This is a genomic window from Pseudonocardia broussonetiae (assembly GCF_013155125.1).
GTDB lineage: Bacteria > Actinomycetota > Actinomycetes > Mycobacteriales > Pseudonocardiaceae > Pseudonocardia > Pseudonocardia broussonetiae.
On the sequence record NZ_CP053564.1, the window covers coordinates 431651 to 451583 of the forward strand.

At 71.5% G+C, this 19933-nt stretch carries 17 protein-coding genes and 1 pseudogene; 6 read left to right on the forward strand and 12 right to left on the reverse strand.

Annotated features, from left to right (window positions below):
* Positions 1-15: 15 nt before the first annotated feature.
* Complete coding sequence (locus HOP40_RS02120; protein ID WP_172154158.1) at positions 16-369, reverse strand: cupin domain-containing protein; 354 nt, start codon at positions 367-369, stop codon at positions 16-18.
* Positions 366-518, reverse strand: a complete 153-nt coding sequence (locus HOP40_RS02125; RefSeq protein WP_172154159.1) for a hypothetical protein — start codon at positions 516-518, stop codon at positions 366-368. Before HOP40_RS02125 ends, HOP40_RS02120 begins: the two co-directional genes overlap by 4 nt.
* A gap of 202 nt (positions 519-720) precedes the next feature.
* Here HOP40_RS02125 and HOP40_RS02130 point away from each other — a divergent pair, with 202 nt between their 5' ends.
* The gene (locus HOP40_RS02130; protein WP_172154160.1) at positions 721-2919 is read left to right on the forward strand and encodes a molybdopterin-containing oxidoreductase family protein; all 2199 of its coding nucleotides are present in this window, start codon (positions 721-723) and stop codon (positions 2917-2919) included.
* A gap of 51 nt (positions 2920-2970) precedes the next feature.
* Here the strand turns inward: HOP40_RS02130 and HOP40_RS02135 are convergent, their stop codons facing one another.
* The gene (locus HOP40_RS02135) at positions 2971-3213 is read right to left on the reverse strand and encodes a hypothetical protein (protein WP_172154161.1); all 243 of its coding nucleotides are present in this window, start codon (positions 3211-3213) and stop codon (positions 2971-2973) included.
* Between the two features lie 189 nt (positions 3214-3402).
* Between HOP40_RS02135 and HOP40_RS02140 the strand changes: the two genes are divergently transcribed.
* From HOP40_RS02140 to HOP40_RS02150, 3 genes are read left to right on the forward strand one after another with little or no spacing between them, the layout of a single operon-like run.
* On the forward strand, positions 3403-4965 hold the full coding sequence (locus HOP40_RS02140; RefSeq protein ID WP_172154162.1) for an AMP-binding protein: 1563 nt from the start codon (positions 3403-3405) through the stop codon (positions 4963-4965).
* A 33-nt stretch (positions 4966-4998) separates the two neighbouring features.
* Positions 4999-6555, forward strand: coding sequence for an aldehyde dehydrogenase family protein (locus tag HOP40_RS02145; RefSeq protein WP_172154163.1), 1557 nt, complete (start codon positions 4999-5001; stop codon positions 6553-6555).
* On the forward strand, positions 6552-8174 hold the full coding sequence (locus tag HOP40_RS02150) for a GMC family oxidoreductase (RefSeq protein ID WP_172154164.1): 1623 nt from the start codon (positions 6552-6554) through the stop codon (positions 8172-8174). The genes HOP40_RS02145 and HOP40_RS02150 overlap by 4 nt, the downstream gene beginning before the upstream one ends.
* Positions 8175-8208: 34 nt before the next feature.
* On the opposite strand, the gene HOP40_RS02155 is transcribed toward HOP40_RS02150, so the two are convergent.
* The 7 genes and pseudogenes from HOP40_RS02155 to HOP40_RS02185 form a co-directional block, all read right to left on the reverse strand.
* Positions 8209-8934 (reverse strand): DUF1345 domain-containing protein, encoded by a 726-nt coding sequence (locus HOP40_RS02155; RefSeq protein WP_172154165.1) that lies wholly within the window; start codon positions 8932-8934, stop codon positions 8209-8211.
* The gene (locus HOP40_RS02160; protein WP_172154166.1) at positions 8921-10051 is read right to left on the reverse strand and encodes a hypothetical protein; all 1131 of its coding nucleotides are present in this window, start codon (positions 10049-10051) and stop codon (positions 8921-8923) included. Before HOP40_RS02160 ends, HOP40_RS02155 begins: the two co-directional genes overlap by 14 nt.
* Positions 10048-11223 (reverse strand): zinc-dependent alcohol dehydrogenase, encoded by a 1176-nt coding sequence (locus HOP40_RS02165; RefSeq protein WP_172154167.1) that lies wholly within the window; start codon positions 11221-11223, stop codon positions 10048-10050. Before HOP40_RS02165 ends, HOP40_RS02160 begins: the two co-directional genes overlap by 4 nt.
* Positions 11220-11705 carry a hypothetical protein gene (locus HOP40_RS02170; protein ID WP_172154168.1) on the reverse strand — a complete coding sequence of 162 codons (486 nt, stop codon included), beginning with the start codon at positions 11703-11705 and terminating at the stop codon, positions 11220-11222. The genes HOP40_RS02165 and HOP40_RS02170 overlap by 4 nt, the downstream gene beginning before the upstream one ends.
* Positions 11702-12277 (reverse strand): type 1 glutamine amidotransferase domain-containing protein, encoded by a 576-nt coding sequence (locus HOP40_RS02175; RefSeq protein ID WP_172154169.1) that lies wholly within the window; start codon positions 12275-12277, stop codon positions 11702-11704. Before HOP40_RS02175 ends, HOP40_RS02170 begins: the two co-directional genes overlap by 4 nt.
* A 1-nt stretch (position 12278) precedes the next feature.
* Positions 12279-13434: pseudogene (locus tag HOP40_RS02180) on the reverse strand (glutathione-independent formaldehyde dehydrogenase).
* Positions 13435-13558: 124 nt separating this feature from the next.
* Positions 13559-14488: a LysR family transcriptional regulator gene (locus tag HOP40_RS02185; protein WP_172154170.1), complete on the reverse strand. Its 930-nt coding sequence runs from the start codon at positions 14486-14488 to the stop codon at positions 13559-13561.
* Between the two features lie 191 nt (positions 14489-14679).
* Here HOP40_RS02185 and HOP40_RS02190 point away from each other — a divergent pair, with 191 nt between their 5' ends.
* Positions 14680-15666: a response regulator transcription factor gene (locus HOP40_RS02190; protein WP_172154171.1), complete on the forward strand. Its 987-nt coding sequence runs from the start codon at positions 14680-14682 to the stop codon at positions 15664-15666.
* A gap of 7 nt (positions 15667-15673) precedes the next feature.
* On the opposite strand, the gene HOP40_RS02195 is transcribed toward HOP40_RS02190, so the two are convergent.
* Entirely contained in the window at positions 15674-16630 is a 957-nt protein-coding gene (locus HOP40_RS02195; RefSeq protein ID WP_172154172.1) for a 5,10-methylenetetrahydrofolate reductase, read from the reverse strand.
* Positions 16631-16888: 258 nt separating this feature from the next.
* Between HOP40_RS02195 and HOP40_RS35345 the strand changes: the two genes are divergently transcribed.
* The gene (locus tag HOP40_RS35345) at positions 16889-17632 is read left to right on the forward strand and encodes a nitroreductase/quinone reductase family protein (RefSeq protein ID WP_205347053.1); all 744 of its coding nucleotides are present in this window, start codon (positions 16889-16891) and stop codon (positions 17630-17632) included.
* Between the two features lie 416 nt (positions 17633-18048).
* On the opposite strand, the gene HOP40_RS02205 is transcribed toward HOP40_RS35345, so the two are convergent.
* Positions 18049-19539, reverse strand: a complete 1491-nt coding sequence (locus tag HOP40_RS02205; protein ID WP_172154173.1) for an outer membrane protein assembly factor BamB family protein — start codon at positions 19537-19539, stop codon at positions 18049-18051.
* Positions 19540-19933: the final 394 nt, after the last annotated feature.

Here is a 19933-nt window from a genome sequence, read left to right on the forward strand (position 1 = left end):
AAGGGCGGACGGGGGTCAACCGCTGATGACGAAGAGCTTCTTGAACGGGCTGGTCACCGTCCACGTCGACCTGGTCCCCTTCGTGAAGGACGCGACGTCGCCCGGCTGCAGGACGACCTTCTCGCCGGTGTCGACCACGTCGATGACCAGTTCGCCCTCCAGGGCGTGGATGGTCTCGTCCGCGGTGAACGGGTACGGGAAGCTCTGCGGCTCGGAGCGCCACAGCCCCACGCCGAGGGTCGCCCCCTCCGCTCCCTCGGTCCGGATCCAGTGGACCTCCCCGACGGCCTCGCCGCCGACCACGAACGGCTCCCACTCCTGCGCGGTCACCACGGACCGGACGTAGTGCGGGGTATGGGTGATCGTCATAACCGCTCCTCGTGATCGATCTTCGTTCGATCGTCGCCGTTCGAACCCGTCGCCGAAACCGTAACCACCGGCACCGCGGAAGCAATAGCTGCAAATGTTGATGAACGTGGCCCCCGCTCCGGCGACACCGCCTGGAGCTGCAGTTTCATCCCGCGGAAACACCTTCGAACCGGCCAGTTCTCATTCCGCGCATGCAGGTGCTGGTACCGGCCGAGGAGTCGGCCCGGTCTTTACACCGGGTTACTCCTGCGCAATGCACGAGAAATATCTCCTTGCGTGACTGGTCGCCGAACGGGCCGACGGAGGTCGGCGATCGATCATTCCCGCACCAGTCCCGTGGAGGCACTCCCGATGACGCTCGCTCCTGAGGCCGGCATCACCACCGGCCGCGAACTGAAGATCGTCCGCGGCGCATGCCCGCACGACTGCCCGGACACCTGCGCGATGCTGTTCCACGTCGACGACGGCAGGCTCGTCGACGTCACGGGCGACCCGGACCACCCGATGACCCGGGGCGGTCTCTGCGTCAAGCTCAAGAACTTCCCGGAGCACCACTACCAGTCCGACCGGTTGATGTACCCGATGCGCCGCGTCGGCCCGAAGGGGGCGGGCGAGTTCGTCCGCATCACCTGGGACGAGGCGCTCGCCGAGATCAGGCAGCGGTGGACCGACATCATCGCCGAGCACGGCAGCCAGGCGATCATGCCCCACGCCTACCTGGGCCACCAGGGCGTGATCAACGGCCTGACGTCGGGCGACGCCTTCTTCAACCGGCTCGGGTCCAGCGTGGCCGAGAAGACCTACTGCGAGTCCGGTTCGTCGACGGCGTGGCACATGACGGTGGGCGGCACCGGCGGGCTCGACATCGAGTCCATGGCCCACTCGAAGTACATCATCGTGTGGGGCATGAACATGACCAGCACGAACCTCCACGGCTGGCCGTTCCTGCTCAAGGCGCGCAAGGACAACGGCGCCAAGATCGTCGTGATCGACCCGGTCCGGACCCGCACCGCCCGCCAGGCCGACTGGCACATCCCCATCCGCCCCGGCACGGACGGGGCGCTGGCGATGGGCCTGATCCACGAGATCATCGCGCAGGGGCTGACCGACACCGACTACGTCGAGAAGTACACGGTCGGCTTCGACGAGCTCGCCGAGCGCGCGGCGAACTACCCGCCCGAGCGCGTCGAGGAGATCACCGGCATCCCGGCGGACGACATCCGCACGCTGGCCCGCGAGTACGCCACCGCCCAGCCGGCCGCGATCCGCCAGGGGGTGGCGATCGAGCGCAGCCGCGGGGGCGGCCAGGCCATCCGGGCCATCACGTCCCTGCCCGCGCTGGTCGGCGCCTGGCGGCACGTCGGTGGCGGCACGATGGAGATGCCGATCTGGGAGTTCCCGACCCTGTTCGACAAGATCTGCATGCCCGAGTGGATCCCCGAGGGCACGCGGGTGATCAACGAGCTGGACCTGGGCATGGCGCTGACCGGGGAGATGGAGCTGGACCCGCCGCTCAAGTCGCTGTTCGTCTACAACTCCAACCCGGTGTCCCAGGGCCCCGCCCAGGCCAAGACCATGGCCGGACTGCTGCGCGAGGACCTGTTCACCGTCGTCAGCGACCACTTCATCACCGACACGGCCAGGTTCGCCGATCTCGTCCTGCCGGCCACGATGCAGGCCGAGCAGCTCGACATCATGGTCACCTGGGGCCACCTCTACATCTCGCTCAACCAGCCGGCCATCGAGCCGCCGGGCGAGTGCGTGCCCAACTCCGAGCTGTTCCGCCGGCTGGCGAGGACGATGGGCTTCACCGACGACTACTGGGACCGCACCGACGAGCAGATGCTGCGGGACTTCCACGACTGGGACGCCCCCGCCCTGGCGGGCATCACCTTCGACTCCCTGAAGGAGACGGGCTACGCGCGGCTGAACGTCGGTCTCCCGCACGAGCGCGCGCCGCACGCGGAGGGCAACTTCCCGACCCCGTCGGGCAAGTGCGAGTTCCGGTCGAGCCTGGCCGAGGGCGGCAACTTCGTGGTCCCGGTGTGGCGCTCGATGTACGCCGAGATGCAGCCCGGCGGCTACGTCGACCCGCTGCCGGACTACGTGCCCCCGTTCGAGTCCCCGGACTCGAGCCCGGAGCTCGCGGAGAAGTACCCGCTCAACATCGTCTCGCCCAAGCCCCACGCGTTCCTCAACAGCCAGTACGCCAACGCGGCGGACAAGCAGGACGTCCAGGGCGAGCAGCGGGTCTGGATCCACCCCGCCGACGCCGACGAGCGCGGCATCGCCGCCGGCGACCTGGTCCGGGTGTTCAACGACCGCGGATCCTTCTCCGGGCCCGCCGTCGTCGACGACATCGTGATGCAGGGCCTGGTCATGGCCAACGTCGGGCACTGGCAGAACAAGGCGTCCGGCAGCACCGTCAACACCATCACCCTGGACCGGCACAACCAGCTCGGGAACGCCGGGGTCTACTCCGACAACCTGGTGGAGGTCGCGAAGGTCCCGGACCCCGCGCTCACGCCGGAACCGGTCGCCGGCGCCTGACGGCACGGCCCCCACCGCACCGGTCCGCCCGCGCGGGCCGGTGCGGCCCCGTCAGTAGCCGGCGCCCACGTCCGTCGAGACCAGCTCGCCGTCGCAGGAGCTGATCCAGCCGCCGTCGAAGAACTCGGTGCGGCACTCGGGACCGGTCGGGGAACCGTCGCTCGAGCCCTCGCCCCCGCCGGCCAGGGCCGACGCCAGCACGAGCACGAAGAGGACGAGCCCGGCGCCGATCAGCAGGATCGTGCGCAGGGGCGTGGCGGGACGACGGGCGGGGTGCGGGGGGTAGGGGTTCACGGCGGGCTCCAGGTCGGGTCGCGGATGCGTCCGGACCAGCATCGGGTCCGCCGTGGCCGCCGTCTGTGCACCGGTACGCGCCCGCACCGGTCGTTCGGCACAGCGCCGTACGACCCGGGCCCTTGCCTTATACTTACCAGTACGTAAAGATTGCTCGACCACAGCGCCGAGGTCGAGGAGTAGCAGACGATGACTGCCGCCGACGGAGCGAGCTACCTCCGTGTACTGGTCGAGTCGCTCACCAGGTACCCGGACCGGGAGGCCCTGGTCGCGGGCGACCGACGGCTGACCTACGCACAGGCGGGCGACCTCGTCAGCCGCCTCCAGCAGGTGCTCCACGCGCACGGCGTGGGACGGGGCTCCTCGGTCGTCACGCTGAGCCCGAACACCCCCGACGTGCTGCTGGCCCAGTTCGCGGTGGGGCTCAACGGCGCCCGGTACACCGGCCTGCACCCCCTGGGCTCCGTCGACGACCACGTCGCGCTGTGCGAGGACGCCGGGGCCACGGTGCTCCTGGCCCATCCCGACCACGCCGACACGGCGGCGGCCGTGCTCGAGCGCGCGGCGAGCGTGGGCACCGTCCTCACCTTCGGGCCCACCGAGGTGGGCCAGGACCTCCTCGCCCTCGCCGGCGGCGTGACCGCCCGCCCGCTCGCGGTCCCGGCGACCTCGCCCGACGACACGGTCTGGATGCCCTACACGGGCGGCACGACCGGACGGTCGAAGGGCGTGATGCACACCCAGTCGTCGATGGTGCAGGGGATGCTGAGCCTCGCGGCGGACTGGGGCCTGTCCGCCCGGCCCCGCTACCTGGCGAGCGCGCCGATCACCCACGCCTCGGTGCTGCCGGTGCTCCCCACCCTCGCCCGCGGCGGCACCGTCGTGCTCAACCGCGGCTTCGACCCGGAGGTGTGGCTGGACACCGTCGAGCGCGAGCACATCGACTACGTGTTCGTCGTCCCCACCATGCTCTACGTCCTGCTCGACCAGACGGACCCGACGCGGCACGACCTCTCCGCGCTGGACACCATCCTCTACGGCTCCGCACCGATGTCGGCGTCCCGGCTCGGCGAGGCGCTGGACGTCTTCGGGCCGATCCTGATGCAGGGCTACGGCCAGACCGAGACGCTCGCGGTCGGGACCGTGCTCCGCAAGGACGAGCACGACCCCGTCCACCGGCCCGACCTGCTGACCTCGTGCGGCCGCGCCACGGCGGGCGCCGAGGTCGAGGTGCTGGACGCCGACGGCGCCCCGCTCCCGCCCGGGGAGATCGGCGAGCTGTGCATGCGCGGCGGCTTCGTCATGAACGGCTACTGGCGCCGGCCCGAGCTCACCGCCGAGGCGTTCGAGCACGGCTGGCTGCACACCGGGGACATGGCCGTGCGCGACGACCGGGGCTTCCTCCACCTGGTCGACCGCAAGAAGGACATGATCATCTCGGGCGCCTTCAACATCTACCCGCGCGAGATCGAGGACGTGATCGCCGCCGACCCGTCCGTGTCGTCGGTGGCGGTGATCGGGGTCCCCGACCCCAAGTGGGGTGAGGCCGTGACCGCGGTGGTCGTGGCGCGGCCGGGCCGGACCGTCGACGAGGACGTGCTCAAGGCCGCGGTGCGCGCGAGCAAGGGCGCCCACCAGGTGCCCAAGAGCGTGCTGGTGGTCGACCGGCTCCCGGTCACCGCGGTCGGCAAGATCGACAAGAAGGCGCTGCGCGCCCGCTACTGGCAGGGCATGTCGCGCGCCGTGAACTGACCCCGCCCGCCCCCGCGACCCCCCGAGGAGATCATGTCCACCACCGAGTCGGTGCGCCCGCAGGCCGCACCCGCACCCCCGACGTTCGACGTCCGCTCCCCCGCCGACGGCCGGCACCTGGCCACCCTGCCCGACCCCGGCCCGGCCGAGGTCGCCGCGGTCGCCGCGGAGCTGCGGGTGGCGCAGGTCGAGTGGGACGCGATCGGCCCCGGCGCCCGCGCGGCCCACCTCCGCCGCTTCCGGGACTGGGTCCTGGACAACGAGGAGCACCTGCTCGACGTCGTGCAGGCGGAGTCCGGCAAGGTCCGCCAGGAGGCGGCCTTCGAGACCGCGGCGTGCGCGGACGTCATCGCGTACTACGCGCGGCGGGCGCGGCGGTTCCTCGCCACCCGGCACCCGAGGCCGCACAGCGCGCTGATCGCCACGAAGGCGCTCAGCGTGACGCCGCGGCCCTACCCGCTGGTCGGCGTGATCACCCCGTGGAACTTCCCGTTCTACCTCCCGGTCTGCGACTCCGCCCCCGCGCTGCTGGCCGGGGCGGCGGTGCTGCTCAAGCCGTCCGAGGCCACGCCGCTGAGCGCGATCGAGGCGGCCCGCGGGTGGCGGGAGATCGGCGCGCCCGACGTGTTCCGGGTCGTCGCGGGGACCGGGGCGGTCGGGGAGGCCGTGGTCGACGCGGTCGACTACGTCGCCTTCACGGGGTCGACCCGGACCGGCAGGCGCGTCGCGACCCGGGCCGGCGAGCGGCTGGTCCCGGTGTCCCTGGAGCTCGGGGGGAAGGACGCGATGATCGTCCTGGACGACGCCGACCTGGAGCGCGCCGTGAGGGGCGCGCTGTGGGGCGGGCTGTTCAACTCCGGGCAGGTCTGCACCTCGGTGGAGCGGCTCTACGTGCAGGACGGCATCTACGACCGGTTCGTCGAGAGGCTCTCGACCGAGGTCGGGAAGCTCCGGCAGGGGGCCGACCACGTCGCGGGAGAGCAGGAGGTCGGCGCGATGGCCACGGCCGCGCAGGTCGAGATCGTCCGGTCGCACGTCGAGGACGCGGTGAGCAGGGGCGCCCGGGCGGTCACGCCGGCCGGGCCGGGCCCGTCCGGCGGTCACTGGTACCCGCCGACCATCCTGCTCGACGTCGACCACGGCATGCGGTGCATGACGGAGGAGACCTTCGGACCCACGCTGCCGGTCATGAGGGTCCGCGACGCCGCCGAGGCCGTGCGCCTGGCCAACGACACCACCTACGGGCTGTCGGCCAGCGTGTGGACGGCGCAGCGCAAGCGGGGTGCGGCCCTCGCGCGGTCGCTCGACGTCGGCGCGGTCAACGTCAACGACATGTTCGTCAACGTCCTGAGCCCACCGGTGCCGATGTCCGGCTGGCGCTCCTCCGGGCTCGGGTCCCGGTTCGGGGGCGCGGCCGGGCTGCTGAAGTACTGCCGCACCCAGTCGGTCACCGCCGCGCGGCTGACCCCCCGCGCCGAGCTGCTCTGGTACCCGTACTCGGTCGCCCGCAGCACGCTGGCGGCCCGGATCGTGCGCTTCGCGGTCGGGCGCGGCCGGCGCCGGTTCCTCCCTCGGAAGGCGGCGGCATGAGCACGACGTACGACAACATCGTCATCGGGGCGGGCACCACCGGGTGCGTCGTCGCCGCACGCCTCGGCGAGGACGCCGACCGGCAGGTCCTCGTGCTCGAGGCGGGCGGCTCCGATCGCCGCGCCGACATCCTGGCGCCCGCGGCGTTCATCCAGCAGTTCGGCAAGGAGGCCATCGACTGGGACCACTGGACGGAGCCGGAGCCCACCCTCGGCGGCCGCCGGATCCGCTCACCCCGGGGCAAGGTGCTCGGCGGGTGCAGCTCGATGAACGCGATGGCCTACGTCCGCGGCAACCCGCTCGACTACGACGGGTGGGCGAGCGCGGGCGCCACGGGCTGGTCCTACGAGGAGGTCCTGCCCTACTTCCGGCGCTCCGAGGACAACGCGGAGATCACCGACGGCTACCACGCCCGCGGCGGCCCGCTGACCGTCACCCGGTCCCGCCACCTCGAGCCGGTCACCCACGCCCTGCTCGAGGGGGCGTGGTCACTGGGGCTCGACCGGAACCCGGACTTCAACGGCGAGCGGCAGGAGGGTTTCGGCCACGTCCAGCTCACGCAGCGCAACGGCACCCGGCTCAACGCCGCCCGGGCCTTCCTCCGGCCCGCCCTGCGGCGCCGGAACGTGACCGTCCGCACGCACGTCCAGGTCACCCGGATCCTGTTCGAGGGCACCCGGGCCGTCGGCGTCGAGTTCGTGCGCGCGGGACGCACCGAGCGCGTCCGGGCCACCGGCGACGTCGTGCTCTCGGCGGGCGCCTTCGGGTCGCCCGCCCTGCTCCAGCACTCCGGGATCGGCCCGGCGGAGCACCTGGCCGCGGTCGGCGTGACCCCGCTGGTCGACCTGCCCGCGGTCGGCGCCCACCTGATGGAGCACCCGCTCGCCTCCCTCCCGTACGAGTTCCTGGGCGACGAGCAGGGCATGTTCGACGCCGACCGGCGCCGGCACCTCGTGCGCTGGCTGGTGCGCCGCGACGGGAAGGTCAGCTCGAACGTCGTCGAGGCCGCCGGGCACTGGCGCAGCGACGCGTCCCTGCCCGCCCCGGACGTCCAGATCCTGTTCTCGCCGGCGCACATCGTCGACCACGGCGCGGAGAGCTGGCCGCGGCCGACGTTCACCATCGCCGTCTCCTACATCGCCCCGCAGAGCCGCGGCAGCGTGCTGATCCGCGACGCCGACCCGCTGCGCAAGCCCGCGATCCGCTACAACATGCTCAGCCGGCAGCACGAGGTCGACGCCGTCCTCGCCGCGATCGGGCTCGCTCAGGACATCGCGGCGTCCGGGCCCGTGCGCGCGTTCCGCGGGGCACCCGCGGGCCTGCTCTCGTCGAGCACGGACCGGGAGGAGCTGACCGCCGAGCTCCGCCGGGTCTGCCAGCACACCTACCACCCGTCGTGCACGGTGCGGATCGGATCGCCCGAGGAGGGTGCCGTCGATCCGGAGCTCCGCGTCCACGGGGTCGAGAACCTGCGCGTCGCGGACGTCTCGGTGATGCCCACGATCACCCGGGGCAACACCCAGGCCCCGGCCTACATGATCGGGGAGAAGGCGGCGGACATGATCCGCGGGCGGCGTCCGCTCGAGGCGCGGCGCGTCCCGCGCCTGGCGACGGCGTGACCGCGGGCGGGCCGCGGCGGCCCGCCCGCGGACGCTACTGGCCCAGGTTCGTCACCAGGTTGATCGCCACGGCGAGCACCCCGGTGCCGAAGGCGTAGGACAGCAGGGCGTGCGCGAGCGCGACCTTCCGGACCTGGGTGTCGACGGGCTCGGTCTCCGACACCGCGAACGACATCCCGACCGTGAACGCCAGGTAGGCGAAGTCGCTGTAGGCCGGGGGCTGGTCCTGCTTGAAGTCGATGCCGCCGTCGGCACCGGCCTCGTCCTTGTAGTAGAGGCGCGCGTACTTGAGCGCGAAGACGGTGTTCACCAGGGCCCAGGCCAGGACCACCGCCACCACCCCCAGGATCACCAGGGCGACCGCGACGGCGTCCCGGTTGCCGCTGGCGCGGGTGAGGGCCAGCGCGACGGCGCCGAGGCTGACGACCGCGCCGATCAGCACCGCGGCGTCGGTCGAGCGGGACCGGCCCTCCTCCTCCGCGAGCAGCTTGGTGCCCCGGTGGTCCTGCGGCCAGCTGATCCGCCACACCCAGGTCAGGACGACCGTCGCCGCCACGCTCCAGGTGACCAGCGGGACCAGCTCGGGCGCGCCGACGACCCCCACCGCGGCGCCGGCGACGAGACCGACGGCCACCGAGACCAGGGCCCGCCGGGCGGACAGGATCCGCCCGCGGACCCGGTCGTCGGGCGGCCCCGCCCCGCCGGGGGCGGTGCCCGACGGGCCCCGCCCCCGGCCGTCGTGGGGGTCACCGCCGGTCATCGGAACCGTCCTCCCCGTCCGGGCCCTCGCGGCGCTCGCGCTCGCGGAAGCCGTACGCCGCCTGGCGGACGTCGTCCTCGTTCTCGAACCCCGACCCGAGGGCCCCGGCGACCAGCGCCAGGGACGTGGCGAACCACGCCAGGGTCAGGTAGTCGCCCAACCCGACCGGGTGTCCCAGGTTCGACTCGAAGTACCCGGGGGCGATCAGGAAGTGCTCCGTCAGGGCGATGACGACGAACAACCCCGCGTACAGGCAGCCCACCCCCACCGTGAGGGTGATCACGGTCGAGGCGTTGTAGAGCCGCACCTCCTCCCGGTCCAGCGTCCCGGAGGGCCGTTCCCAGAGGTGGTGGTCCAGGATCAGCCAGGCCACCATGGCGGCCACCGCGAAGACCATCGCGATGACCAGCTTCACCGGGCCGAGCATGTCGGCGAGCTGCCAGATCGACGAGGTGACGACGACGTACGCGCCGGTGGCCAGCGCCGCGGCCAGAGCGCCGCTCAGGCTGGGTACGAGCCGCCAGGGCCGGTTGTCCCGCACCATCCCGGCCAGCAGCCGCAGCCGCCCGCGCGAGGCGAGGACGTGCAGGTTCTCCGGCTCCTCGTCCGGCACGACCCGCCGGAACGGGCCGACCAGCGCCGACGTGCGCCGGTCCGCCCGCTCCTCCGGGTCCCGGCCGGCGGCGGTGACCAGCTCGGCCACCACCCCCCGGATCCGGCGGTGCAGCGCCACGCCGCCGAAGGCCGGGACCGACACCACCACGACCCCCTCCGCGCCGAGCAGCTCGCCCGCCAGCGGAGCCGCCCCGCCGCGCAGCGGGGAGTCGGTCAGGCAGACGGTGAGAGCCCACTCCCCCTCCCGCATCCGGGGCCCCACCGCGTCGAGCAGTCGGCGGTGCCCCGGACTCTGCGGCGGCAGTCGCAGGACCTCGACACGCACGTCCCAGCCGCGGTCGCCGTCCTGCTGGGCGGCGAGCAGCGCGGGCAGCTCCTCGGCCAGCCGGTGCGCGAGCTCGGCCGGCGCCCCGGGGTCGGCCAGCACACCGACCACCGTGGGGCCGGCGGCGGCGGTGGCCCGCCCGCCCGTCGTCGTCCGCGCCTCCGGCACCCCCGTCACCCGCCCGGACGGAAGACCGCTCGGACGCACCCGTCCTCCTTCTCCTTGAACATGCGGTAGCCCGTCGGCCCGTCCTCGATCGGCATCACGTGGGTGGCGAGGTGCTCGGTCCGGACCTCGTCCCGGCTCATCAGGTCGAGGATCTCCGGGACGTAGCGGTGCCCGTGCTGCTGGGCGCCGCGCAGGGTCAGCGCCTTGTTCATCACCGCGCCGAGGGGGAACTTGTCCACGAGGCCGGCGAACACGCCGAGCGTGAACACCGTCCCGCCCTTGCGGCAGGCCCAGATCGCCTCGCGCACCGCCGTGGGCCGGTCGGTCTGCAGCCGCATCTGCTGCTTGACCTGGTCGTAGAGGTACTGCGGACCGGGGCTGTGCGCCTCCATCCCCACCGCCTCGATGCAGACGTCCGGACCGCGGCCGCCGCTCATCTCGCGCAGCTCGGCGGGAACGTCGACCTGCTCGTAGTCGAGGGTCTCCGCCCCGATGTGCGTGCGGACCTGCTGGAGGCGGTTGTCGAACCGGTCGATGACGACGACCCGCTCGGCGCCCATGAGCATGGCCTTGCGGGCGGCCATCTGGCCCACCCCGCCCGCACCCCACACCGCGACGACGTCACCCTGCTTCACCTCGGCCTGGTGGGCACCGGTCCAGCCGGTCGGCGCGGCGTCGGAGGCGAACAGCGCCCGCTCGTCGGAGACGCCGTCGGGGATGGTGAAGGCGCCGTTGTCGGCGTAGGGCACGCGGATGTAGCGCGCGTGGCTCCCCGCCCAGCCACCCATGGCGTGGGAGTACCCGAAGCAGCCGCCGATGGACTGGCCCCAGAGCGCCTCGGTGATCCCGGGGTTGGGGTTGCCGTTGTCGCACAGCGACCACAGCCCCTGCCGGCAGTACCAGCACTGCCCGCAGCCGATGAAGGAGACCACCACCACGCGGTCGCCCACCCGGTGCTTCGTCACGCCGCGGCCGACCTCGGCCACCGTGCCCATGAACTCGTGCCCGAGCACGTCGCCGGCGCGCATGGCCGGGACGTAGCCGCCCACCAGGTGCAGGTCCGAGCCGCACGTCGCGCTCAGCCCCACCTCGAGGATGATGTCGTGGTCGTTGAGGATCCTGGGCTCGGGGACGTCCTCGACGCCGATCTCGTTGACGCCCCGCCAGGTCACGGCCTTCATCGCACACCGGCCTTCGGAGCGGACCGGGTCCACGACTCCAGGAGCGCGCCGCCGGGGGTCGGGGTCCGCTCGCCGTGCGGTGCGGGGTCGACGGCCAGCACCTCGCCCACCTCGAGGAGCTGCTTGGCCCGGCGCAGCGCGGACCGCAGGTCGGCCTGCGCGTCGTTGCCGCCCAGCCGGCGCGCCGCGGTCCCCGACGCCTGGTCGCGCAGCCGGGCCGCCAGCTCGGTGCCCTTGCCGTCGGCGGCCGGGCGGACGCGCACCTCGATGCGCTCGCCGAACTCGGCGAGGGGCGCGGGCAGCGCCGCGCTGTCGATGTCGGTCAGGTCGCGGAACACGGTCACCACGAGCCAACCCGACGCCGGCCCGCCCGCGCCGGCGGGCCGGGAGGCGGAGGGGTCGATCGTCCACCGCACCAGGCGGACGACGGTGCCGCCGGCGCGGGCGGCGAGGGTCGCGGCGGTCCCGATGGCGGAGGTCATGACCCACCCCCTGCGGCGGCGGGCTGCGGGGCCCGGGCGAACTCCTGCACGATGCGCTCGCAGAAGGCGGGCAGGTCGTCCGGCGACCGGCTCGTCGTGATGTTGCCGTCGGTGACCACCTCCTCGTCGACCACCTCCGCCCCGGCGTTGCGCAGGTCGGTGCGCACGCTCGGGTACGAGGTCAGGCGACGGCCCCGCGCGACGTCGGCCTCGACGAAGTTCCACGGGCCGTGGCAGATCGACGCGACCGGCTTGCCCGACCGGACGAAGTCCCGGACGAACCCCACCGCGGCGGGTTCCATCCGCAGCTTGTCCGGGTTCACCGTCCCGCCCGGCAGGAGCAGCGCCTCGTAGTCGTCGACCGACGCCGCGCCGACCAGCTGGTCCACCGCGAAGGTGCCGGCGTCGGCGAGGTCGTGGTCGCGCGCCTGGATCTCACCGCTCGAGATCGAGACGACGACGGTGCGGGCCCCTGCGTCCTCCAGCGCCTGCCGCGGCTGCTCCAGCTCCACCCGCTCGACCCCGTCGGCCGCGAGTATCGCCACTCTCCGTCCGCTCAGTTCCCCTGCCATGTCACGCTCCCGCCGTCGTCGGGTGGAGGACGACCTTGGTCCAGCCGTCGTCCCGCTTGTCGAAGTGCTCGTAGGCCTCGGGGGCCCCGGTCCAGCGGCAGCTCGTGGCTGACGATGAAGGACGGCTCGGCCTTGCCCGCGGCGATGAGGTCGCGCAGCTGCCGGTTGTACTTCTTGACCGGGGCCTGGCCGCTGCCGATGTGCTGGCCCTTGAACCAGAACGTGCCGTAGTCGAAGGCGAGCTTGCCCTGCTTCGCCAGCTCGTCGGAGGCTCCGGGGTCCTGCGGCACGAAGACGCCGACGTTGCCGATCCTCCCGGTGAAGCGCACCGAGGCGACCAGCCGGTTCATGGTCAGGTTGGCCTGCTCCTGGCCGTCGGGCTCGTGCGCCTGGTAGCCGACGCACTCGCAGCCGTTGTCCGCACCCAGGCCCATGGTCTGGTCGAGGACGGCCTGCACCGGGTCCACCTTCGAGTCGTCGATGGCGATCGCCCCGATCGACTCGGCCAGGCGCAGCCGGTCGGGGTGCCGGTCGACGACCATCACCTTGCCCGCGCCGCGGATCGTGGCCGAGAGGGCCGCCATCAGCCCGACCGGGCCGGCGCCGTAGATCACGGTCTGGTCGCCGGGCTGCACACCGGCCAGCTCGGTGGCGTGGTAGCCGGTCGGGAAGATGTCGGCGAGCATCACGTAGTCGGTCTGCCGCTGCTCGGCGTCCTCGCCGAGCCGCAGGCAGTTGAAGTCGCCCCAGGGCACGCGCAGCAGCTCGGCCTGACCCCCGCCGTAGGGGCCCATGTCGGCGAAGCCGTACGCGGCGCCGGCCATGTTCGGCTCCGGCTGCGCGGTGAGGCAGTAGTTCGTGAGCTGGTGCTCGCAGTTCTTGCAGTGCCCGCAGGCGATGTTGAAGGGGAGGACGACCCAGTCGTCCACCTTGATCTTGTCGACCCCCGCTCCGACCTCGACCACCTGGCCCAGGTTCTCGTGCCCGAACCAGCGGCCGGGCTCGAAGTCCGTCCGCCCCTCGTACATGTGCAGGTCCGAACCGCAGATGTTCGCCGACGTGATCCGCACCAGGACGTCGGTCGGGCGCTCGATCCGAGCGTCCGGTACGTCCTTGACACTGACCTGCCGCGGCGCTTCGTACACCACTGCCTTCACGCTGCCTCCTCGTCCGTGTGCTTCTCGCGCAACCTGGATCGGTGATCTCGATTGCACCCGTCGCGACGCGTGAGCCGCTATCGGCAGATCTGCCGATCTGAGGGAGCGGCCGGAGGCGGGACGGTCAACGGCGACGCGAGACGAGGACGTCCGGGTCGTCGACCGCGTCGAGGAGGTGGTCGACGAGGCGCCGGACCGCAGGGCGGATCGGCGGGCGCCAGACGACCTCCAGGTCGAGCAGCAACGGCGGGTGGAGCGGCCGCACGACGATCCCGTCGACGTCCATGTGCTCGGCGACCCCGAGGATGCCCGGGGCCACGCCCGATCCCGCTGCGACCGCCCGCAGCATCGCCTCGGGACTGTTGATGAGGTCCGGCTCGACGACGACCTGCCCCGCGTGCGCCCCTCCCGGCAGGAGGTGGTCGACGGTCCGCTGCCAGACGCCGGAGAAGGGGGACCACGGGAACATCACGACCGTCACCGCCGACCCGTGGCCGAGCTCGGTGACCGGGACCTCGGACCGGTCGGCGAGCGGGTGCGCCTGCGGCAGGACGACCCCGAACAGCACCGACCCGAGGACGACGCCGTGGAGGTCGCGGTGCTCCTGCGGCCGGTTCCAGACGACGGCCGCATCGGCGCGGGCCTGCCGGACGGCCTCGACGGCGTCGTCGCCGGGACTGGAGGTCACGACGACCTCGGTGCCCGGGACGGCGACGCCGACGAGCCGCAGCGGCCCGTCGAGGACCCGCTCGGCCATCGTGCAGACCCGCAGGGTCACCTGCTCCCGACGGTCCGGCCCCACGGACCGCACGTCCTCGCGCGCCCGGTCCACCTCGGCCAGGATCACCCGTGCCCGCTCCAGCAGGACGCGCCCCGCGGGCGTCAGCTCCGCCCCGCGGGGGGTGCGGTCGAACAGCGTCACGCGCAGGTCCCGCTCCAGCGCGCGGATCTGCTGGGACAGCGACGGGGTGGCGATGTGCAGCCGGCGCGCGGCCGCGGAGAAGCGCCGCTCCTCCGCCACGGCCACGAAGTACCTGAGCCGGCGCAGTTCCACAACGCCGCACGGTACGCCGGGCGAGGCGGTGCGGCCGGTGTTAGGCGGGGCCTCACGGACCGGTGGACCTGCGTCACGGCGGGCGCGGTGCACGGGGCTCCGCGGGGTACCTGCCACTGGTCAGCACCTCCCGACAGGTCGATGAGCCGGTCTCGGTGGGGCTGGGATCGGCCGGCTCGTGAGGGGGAGACGTGCGTTCGTACCGGGCGGGTGAGCTGCTGCTCGCCGAGACCGCCACCTCGCCCGGCAGCACGTCCGAGCGCGCGCAGGCCCTGCTCGAGGTGCTCCGCCGGGTCGTCCCGTTCGACGGGGCGTGGCTGGCGCTGGCCGACCCGCTCGGTCGCGGCTACCACTCGCTGGCGAGCGTCGACGTGGACGTCCCGACCGTCGAGCACCTGTCGGGGGCGCTGATGTCGCGGAAGGTCGGGTGCGTGCATCCGACGTCGGCCCCGCCGGAGCTGCCGCACCCGCCCGAGGAGCTGCCGAGCACCCCTTTCGCCTTCCACGAAGCGCTGGCGCTCGCCCTCTTCGCGCCTTCCGGGCGGCACGTCGGCTTCCTCGCGCTGCTGTCGGGAAGCCGTCAGCCGTCGCCCTCGGCCACCCGCCGTCGGCTCCGACGACTCGCCCCGGTGCTCGCACGCGGCATCGACCCGATGCGTTCGCTGCTCGGCACCGCGCACCTGGTGCGTGGGGCCACCGCCGGCGCGGTGCTCCGCGCGGACGGCGGCTGCCAACCGCTGCCGAGCCTGCCGGCGCACCCCCTGCTGGACCCCGGCTCGTCCGTCCTGGCCGTGGCGCGGGAGCGCATCGACGACGGACACCTGCACTCGTCGTTCCTCTGGCCGCGGGGCGGCCCGCACGCCCCCGACGGGCACGTCCGCGTCACGGTCCTGTCGGCACCCGAGGACGTGCCGCCCGGGCTGACCGGCCTGGCCCTGCTGTCACCGGCGACCGACCTGCGCGGGCTGACCCCGCGGGAGATCGAGGTGCTGGGGCTGCTGGTCGAGGGCCGCTCGAACCAGGAGATCGCCCGGACGCTGGTCGTCGCCCCGCGGACCGTGGCCTCCCACGTCGAACACGTCCTCGGCAAGCTCGGGGCGTCGACGAGGACCCTCGCGGCGGTCCGGGCGGAGCGGGAGGGGCTCTACGTCCCGCACCGGGAGCGCCGGTGCGGGTGAGCTCTCCTCACCGGTGGGCCTCGTCCCTCCGGTCCAGCAGGCTGCGGACCTCGCGGGCGAGGTCGATCGAGGCGTCGATCTCGACCTTGCGGTTGGTGAGGCTCTCGACGTTGATCCCGAACGGCAGCCCGAGCCGGCGGCAGAACGCGACGAGGACCCGGGCGTTGACGACGCACTGCTCGGAGGACACCGTCAGCGGGTCCCCGGACCGGGTGATCTCGGTCCGCAGCCAGCCGGGGACGTCGATGCCGAGCCAGGACATGAACTCCAGGGTCGTCACCGAGCCGCACGGCGCCAGGGTCAGCACGACCGGCCGCGGCTCCAGACCGAGGTCGCGGCAGCCGTAGGCGTAGTCCGACAGCAGGTTCCGGGTGCGGTCCAGGTCGTAGCAGACCTGCGAGACGAAGAACTCGCAGCCGGCGTCCTGCTTGCGCAGCATGCGCCGGTGCTCCGCCCCCGCGTTCGCGTGCCGCTCGGCGATGACCACACCGCCCATGCGCGGCGCACGCGGGAGCTCGGCGTGCCGGCGGTAGGCCTCGGGCAGGCTCGTCCGCACCACCTGGTCCCGCGACGCGGCCCCGACCAGCACGGTCAGCACCCGGTCGCGGCGGGTCTCCGACAACCACCGGCCCAGCTCGTCCCCGCTGTACTTGCTCACGGCGCGGTAGACGACCACCGGCCCGGCCCAGCCGCTGAGGTGCCGGTCGAGGAAGACGGCCGGATCCATCATCGGCATGAACGGGAACGGCCGCGGGGTCGCGGACCGGTCCACCTCGGCGTCCACGTCGTAGAGGATCAGCCCGTCGACCCGCACCGACCGGAGCCGGCTCAGGGCCGCCTCGGCGACGGCGTCCGCCTGCTCGGCGGTGGTGGCCGCCCGCGGCGGGGTCAGGCCGTAGAGCAGGACGCCGTCCCGGGTCCTGGCCAGGAGATCGGCGGCACTGGTGGTCTCGTGGGGCGCCATCGGTGAATCATGGCGGGGCGAGGGGTCGCGTCGCAGGAACGTCCACCTCGCGGGCGAGCCGGTGCAGCGCTCCAGGCGCCTCGACGGCCGCCCGAGGACCGGTCGGATCGATCTCGCCCCGCGGACCGTGGCCGCCCACCCGGAGCACGTCCTAGGCGAGCTGGGGGCGTCGGCGCGGACCTTCGCGGCGGTGCGCGCGCAGCGGGAGGGGCCTGTACGTTCCGGCCAGATCCCTGCTCTGGACACAGGAGGTGGCACATGACCGACGGCAGCGGCCTGCAGCGCCGACCCCTCCAGGGTGTGGTCAACATGGTCGCCCGGACCCTGCTGCGCATCCCGCTCCTGTCCCGGCTCGTGGGGAGGGGGCTGATCGTCCTGTACGTCGTCGGGCGCAAGTCCGGGAACCGGTACACGGTGCCGATGGCGTACGTGCGACACGAGGGCGCCCTCCTGCTCGGGTCGGGGTTCGCCTGGGGCAAGAACCTGCGCACCGGCGATGCGCTGGAGGTCCGTTACAAGGGCGAGCGCCGTGTGGCCGATGTCCGGGTCCTGACCGATGAGGCGTCGGTGGTCGAGCACTACGCCGTGATCGCGCGCCGCAATCCCGGCTTCGCGAGGTTCAACGGTGTCGGGTTCGGCGCCGACGGAGATCCCGATCCCGACGACCTGCACGGCGTGGACGAACGGTGCTCGGGTCTTCCTGCTGACACTGCGCTGATCACGCGCAGCACCTCTCGCCGCGGACCGGGTCCGTCGCGGTCAGGCGGAGTGCGTGGTGCCCAGCCCTGCCCGGCGCACCTTCCCGCTCTCCGTGCGCGGCAGGTGGTCGACCGACTCCCTGCGCGACGTGCGCGAGCCGACGCGGCGCGCTGGGCGCGGCTCCGGCGACCGTCACATGCTCGTCAACCGCAATGGCCGACCGGGCGCAGCACCTCGCCCGCCGCGGCGGCAGCACGTGGACCGGCCGGGATGATCCCGCGCAGTCGTGACGACGCTTCGTGAGCCGGCCTTGACCGGCGCGGGCCATGACCCGGACCGACCCGGTGGCAGCTGCTCGGGGCGGCCCGTCGGGCGAGCTCGGTGTCCCGGACTGTGGAGCTCGAGATGCGAGCCCCGAGGTCACGCGGAAGCCTGCGGGGGATGGAGAGGAAGGGTGGAGCTGAGGGGATTCGAACCCCTGACCCCTTGACTGCCAGGAAAGCCGTGCGCCGTCTCCAATGCCTCTACCAGCAGCTTTAGCACCCACTCTCGCCCCGGCCTGCCCCTCCTGCCGCACCACGCGCCGACAGTTCGCACCACGCAGTGCACCACGCGAGGTGCGAGCGGTTCAAGCTTCGTGGCGGCCCCGGACGAGGCAGGGCGCGCCGTCGTCGGATGTCACCGCAGGAACGGTCTCTAGCGCTACCGCGAGCGCCTAATCACTGAATAAAACATAGATCAGACCCCTTCTTGATAAGCACGCCCTTCCCAATACCGTAGGCGCGAGGGGCGGCAAAATCACTCAGATCCATCAGAAGTTGACCTCCCATGATGTCGTACAGTCGCCCGTTGAGATAGAGGGCATCTTGCACAAGAACGGGACGATCAACCGGACCAGAAGGAATATCGACCTGCCAGCGAACCCGACCAGTCTCAGACTCTACTGCAGCCAACTTGGATTTCGACGCGCTATCTACTCCGTTCGAGCTCGCTATGTACAGCATTTTTCCGTCAAAGGCGGGAGGGGATGCCCAGATTTCACCAATCAATTTGCGCCAGCGGAGTTCACCACTGCTTACCTCGCACGCTGCAACCAAGCCGCCATCACACGGAAACACTACAAGATCGCCGATAACTGTCGGCCCGAATACTGTGGTTGCGACGGCAGCGCGTCCTGTTGTCCAGAGTTGCTCCCCCGTTGCGAGGTCCAGCCGAACGCAGCCTAGGCTCAGGTGGGAAACGAAAACCGAGTCCCCGTCGCAGGCCGGTTCGGACACTGCCTTACTCGCCTCGTGCCGGTACTCCTGGTCATACTCCGAGAAGTATCTGTGCGATACAGCTCCACCCTTCCACTGCCAGACCCGTTTTCCGTCTTTTGTGTTGAGCAGAGAGATGTCACCATTCACCGTCCCAACCAAGACCTGGTCAACACTAACTGAAACGGGGGAGTCCTCGCAGTTGGACTCCAGTGGCTTCTGCCAAAGAATATGGCCCAGCGGGGCCTTGACCGCGACGATCTCTCCGAAGCCGCCGGCCGAAACCGTCAGGAAGATTGTTTCGCCCGATACAGCTACGCCAGCTAGGGACACTTTTCCGTCGACGTACCCAAAATCGCTCGGGCCGAATCTCGATAGGACCTGCTTCTGGCGCGCGTCCAAGATCTCAACCTGAAAAGTTCTCCGGCTTGAACCGAAGGTGTAGTTCGTATAGATTGCGACGAGGCGATCCGCGCCCAACTCCCTCGCACCGGCAAGTTCTGAAGCGCCATCCGCCTCGCCTCTAGCGATCTGCCACTGCACACGAGGATTGTCATCCAAATCGGGTGCACGATCCAATTTTGGTCGTCGCGCGTCCTCCTGTCGCACGACGATCTTTTCGAGCGCAGTGATACTACCCAAAAGCATCGGACGGAGGTGATGCTCCTGCAAGTAACCCCTGACCACTAGATCAACGGCATCATGGTTCGACCCCCTCGCAAGTCGACCATCACGCACCAGATAATAATCTTCAGGACTATCGCGCGAGTCCGAATCTGGATGCTTGGTCCATAGTTTGTAGGCAGAATGCGATTTCCCTTTAAAAATGCCCCGCCGGAACTCGCGGATTGAAACGTAGCGCAAGCCCTTTAACGCTTCGCCATCTGATAGAACAAGTCTGGCGAGTTCATCGAACCGCCTCCAAAGGTCATCCAGTGATTGACCTGCATGCATCTTTGCGCCAGCCCTTCTGGCGGCCAGTGCAACCGCCCACCAACGACCAATCGCTTAAGGCCATCCAAACGTTACCAGCACGACTGAACGAATCCAAGGACGAGATGAACCAAGAATACTGGAGCGTCTCCGCCGCTTGCCGAAATGAGCACCGACTCACGGAATCAAAGTTGCCGACCGGCTCGCTCGGTCAGCAACTCAAACTGGCGCCGGCAGAGAAGATCGACTGTCAACGTTTCCGCTAGGGGACGTCGGGGCAGGGGCTCATCGCCGGAGCATGCAATCGGCCCACGTCCTAGCCGCAGTGGTACCGACCTTGCCCTAAATTGTCGCTATGAGATCGACACGTTCGGCCGAGCAGGCGGCAGAGCAACACCTGGGCGCGACCATGCCG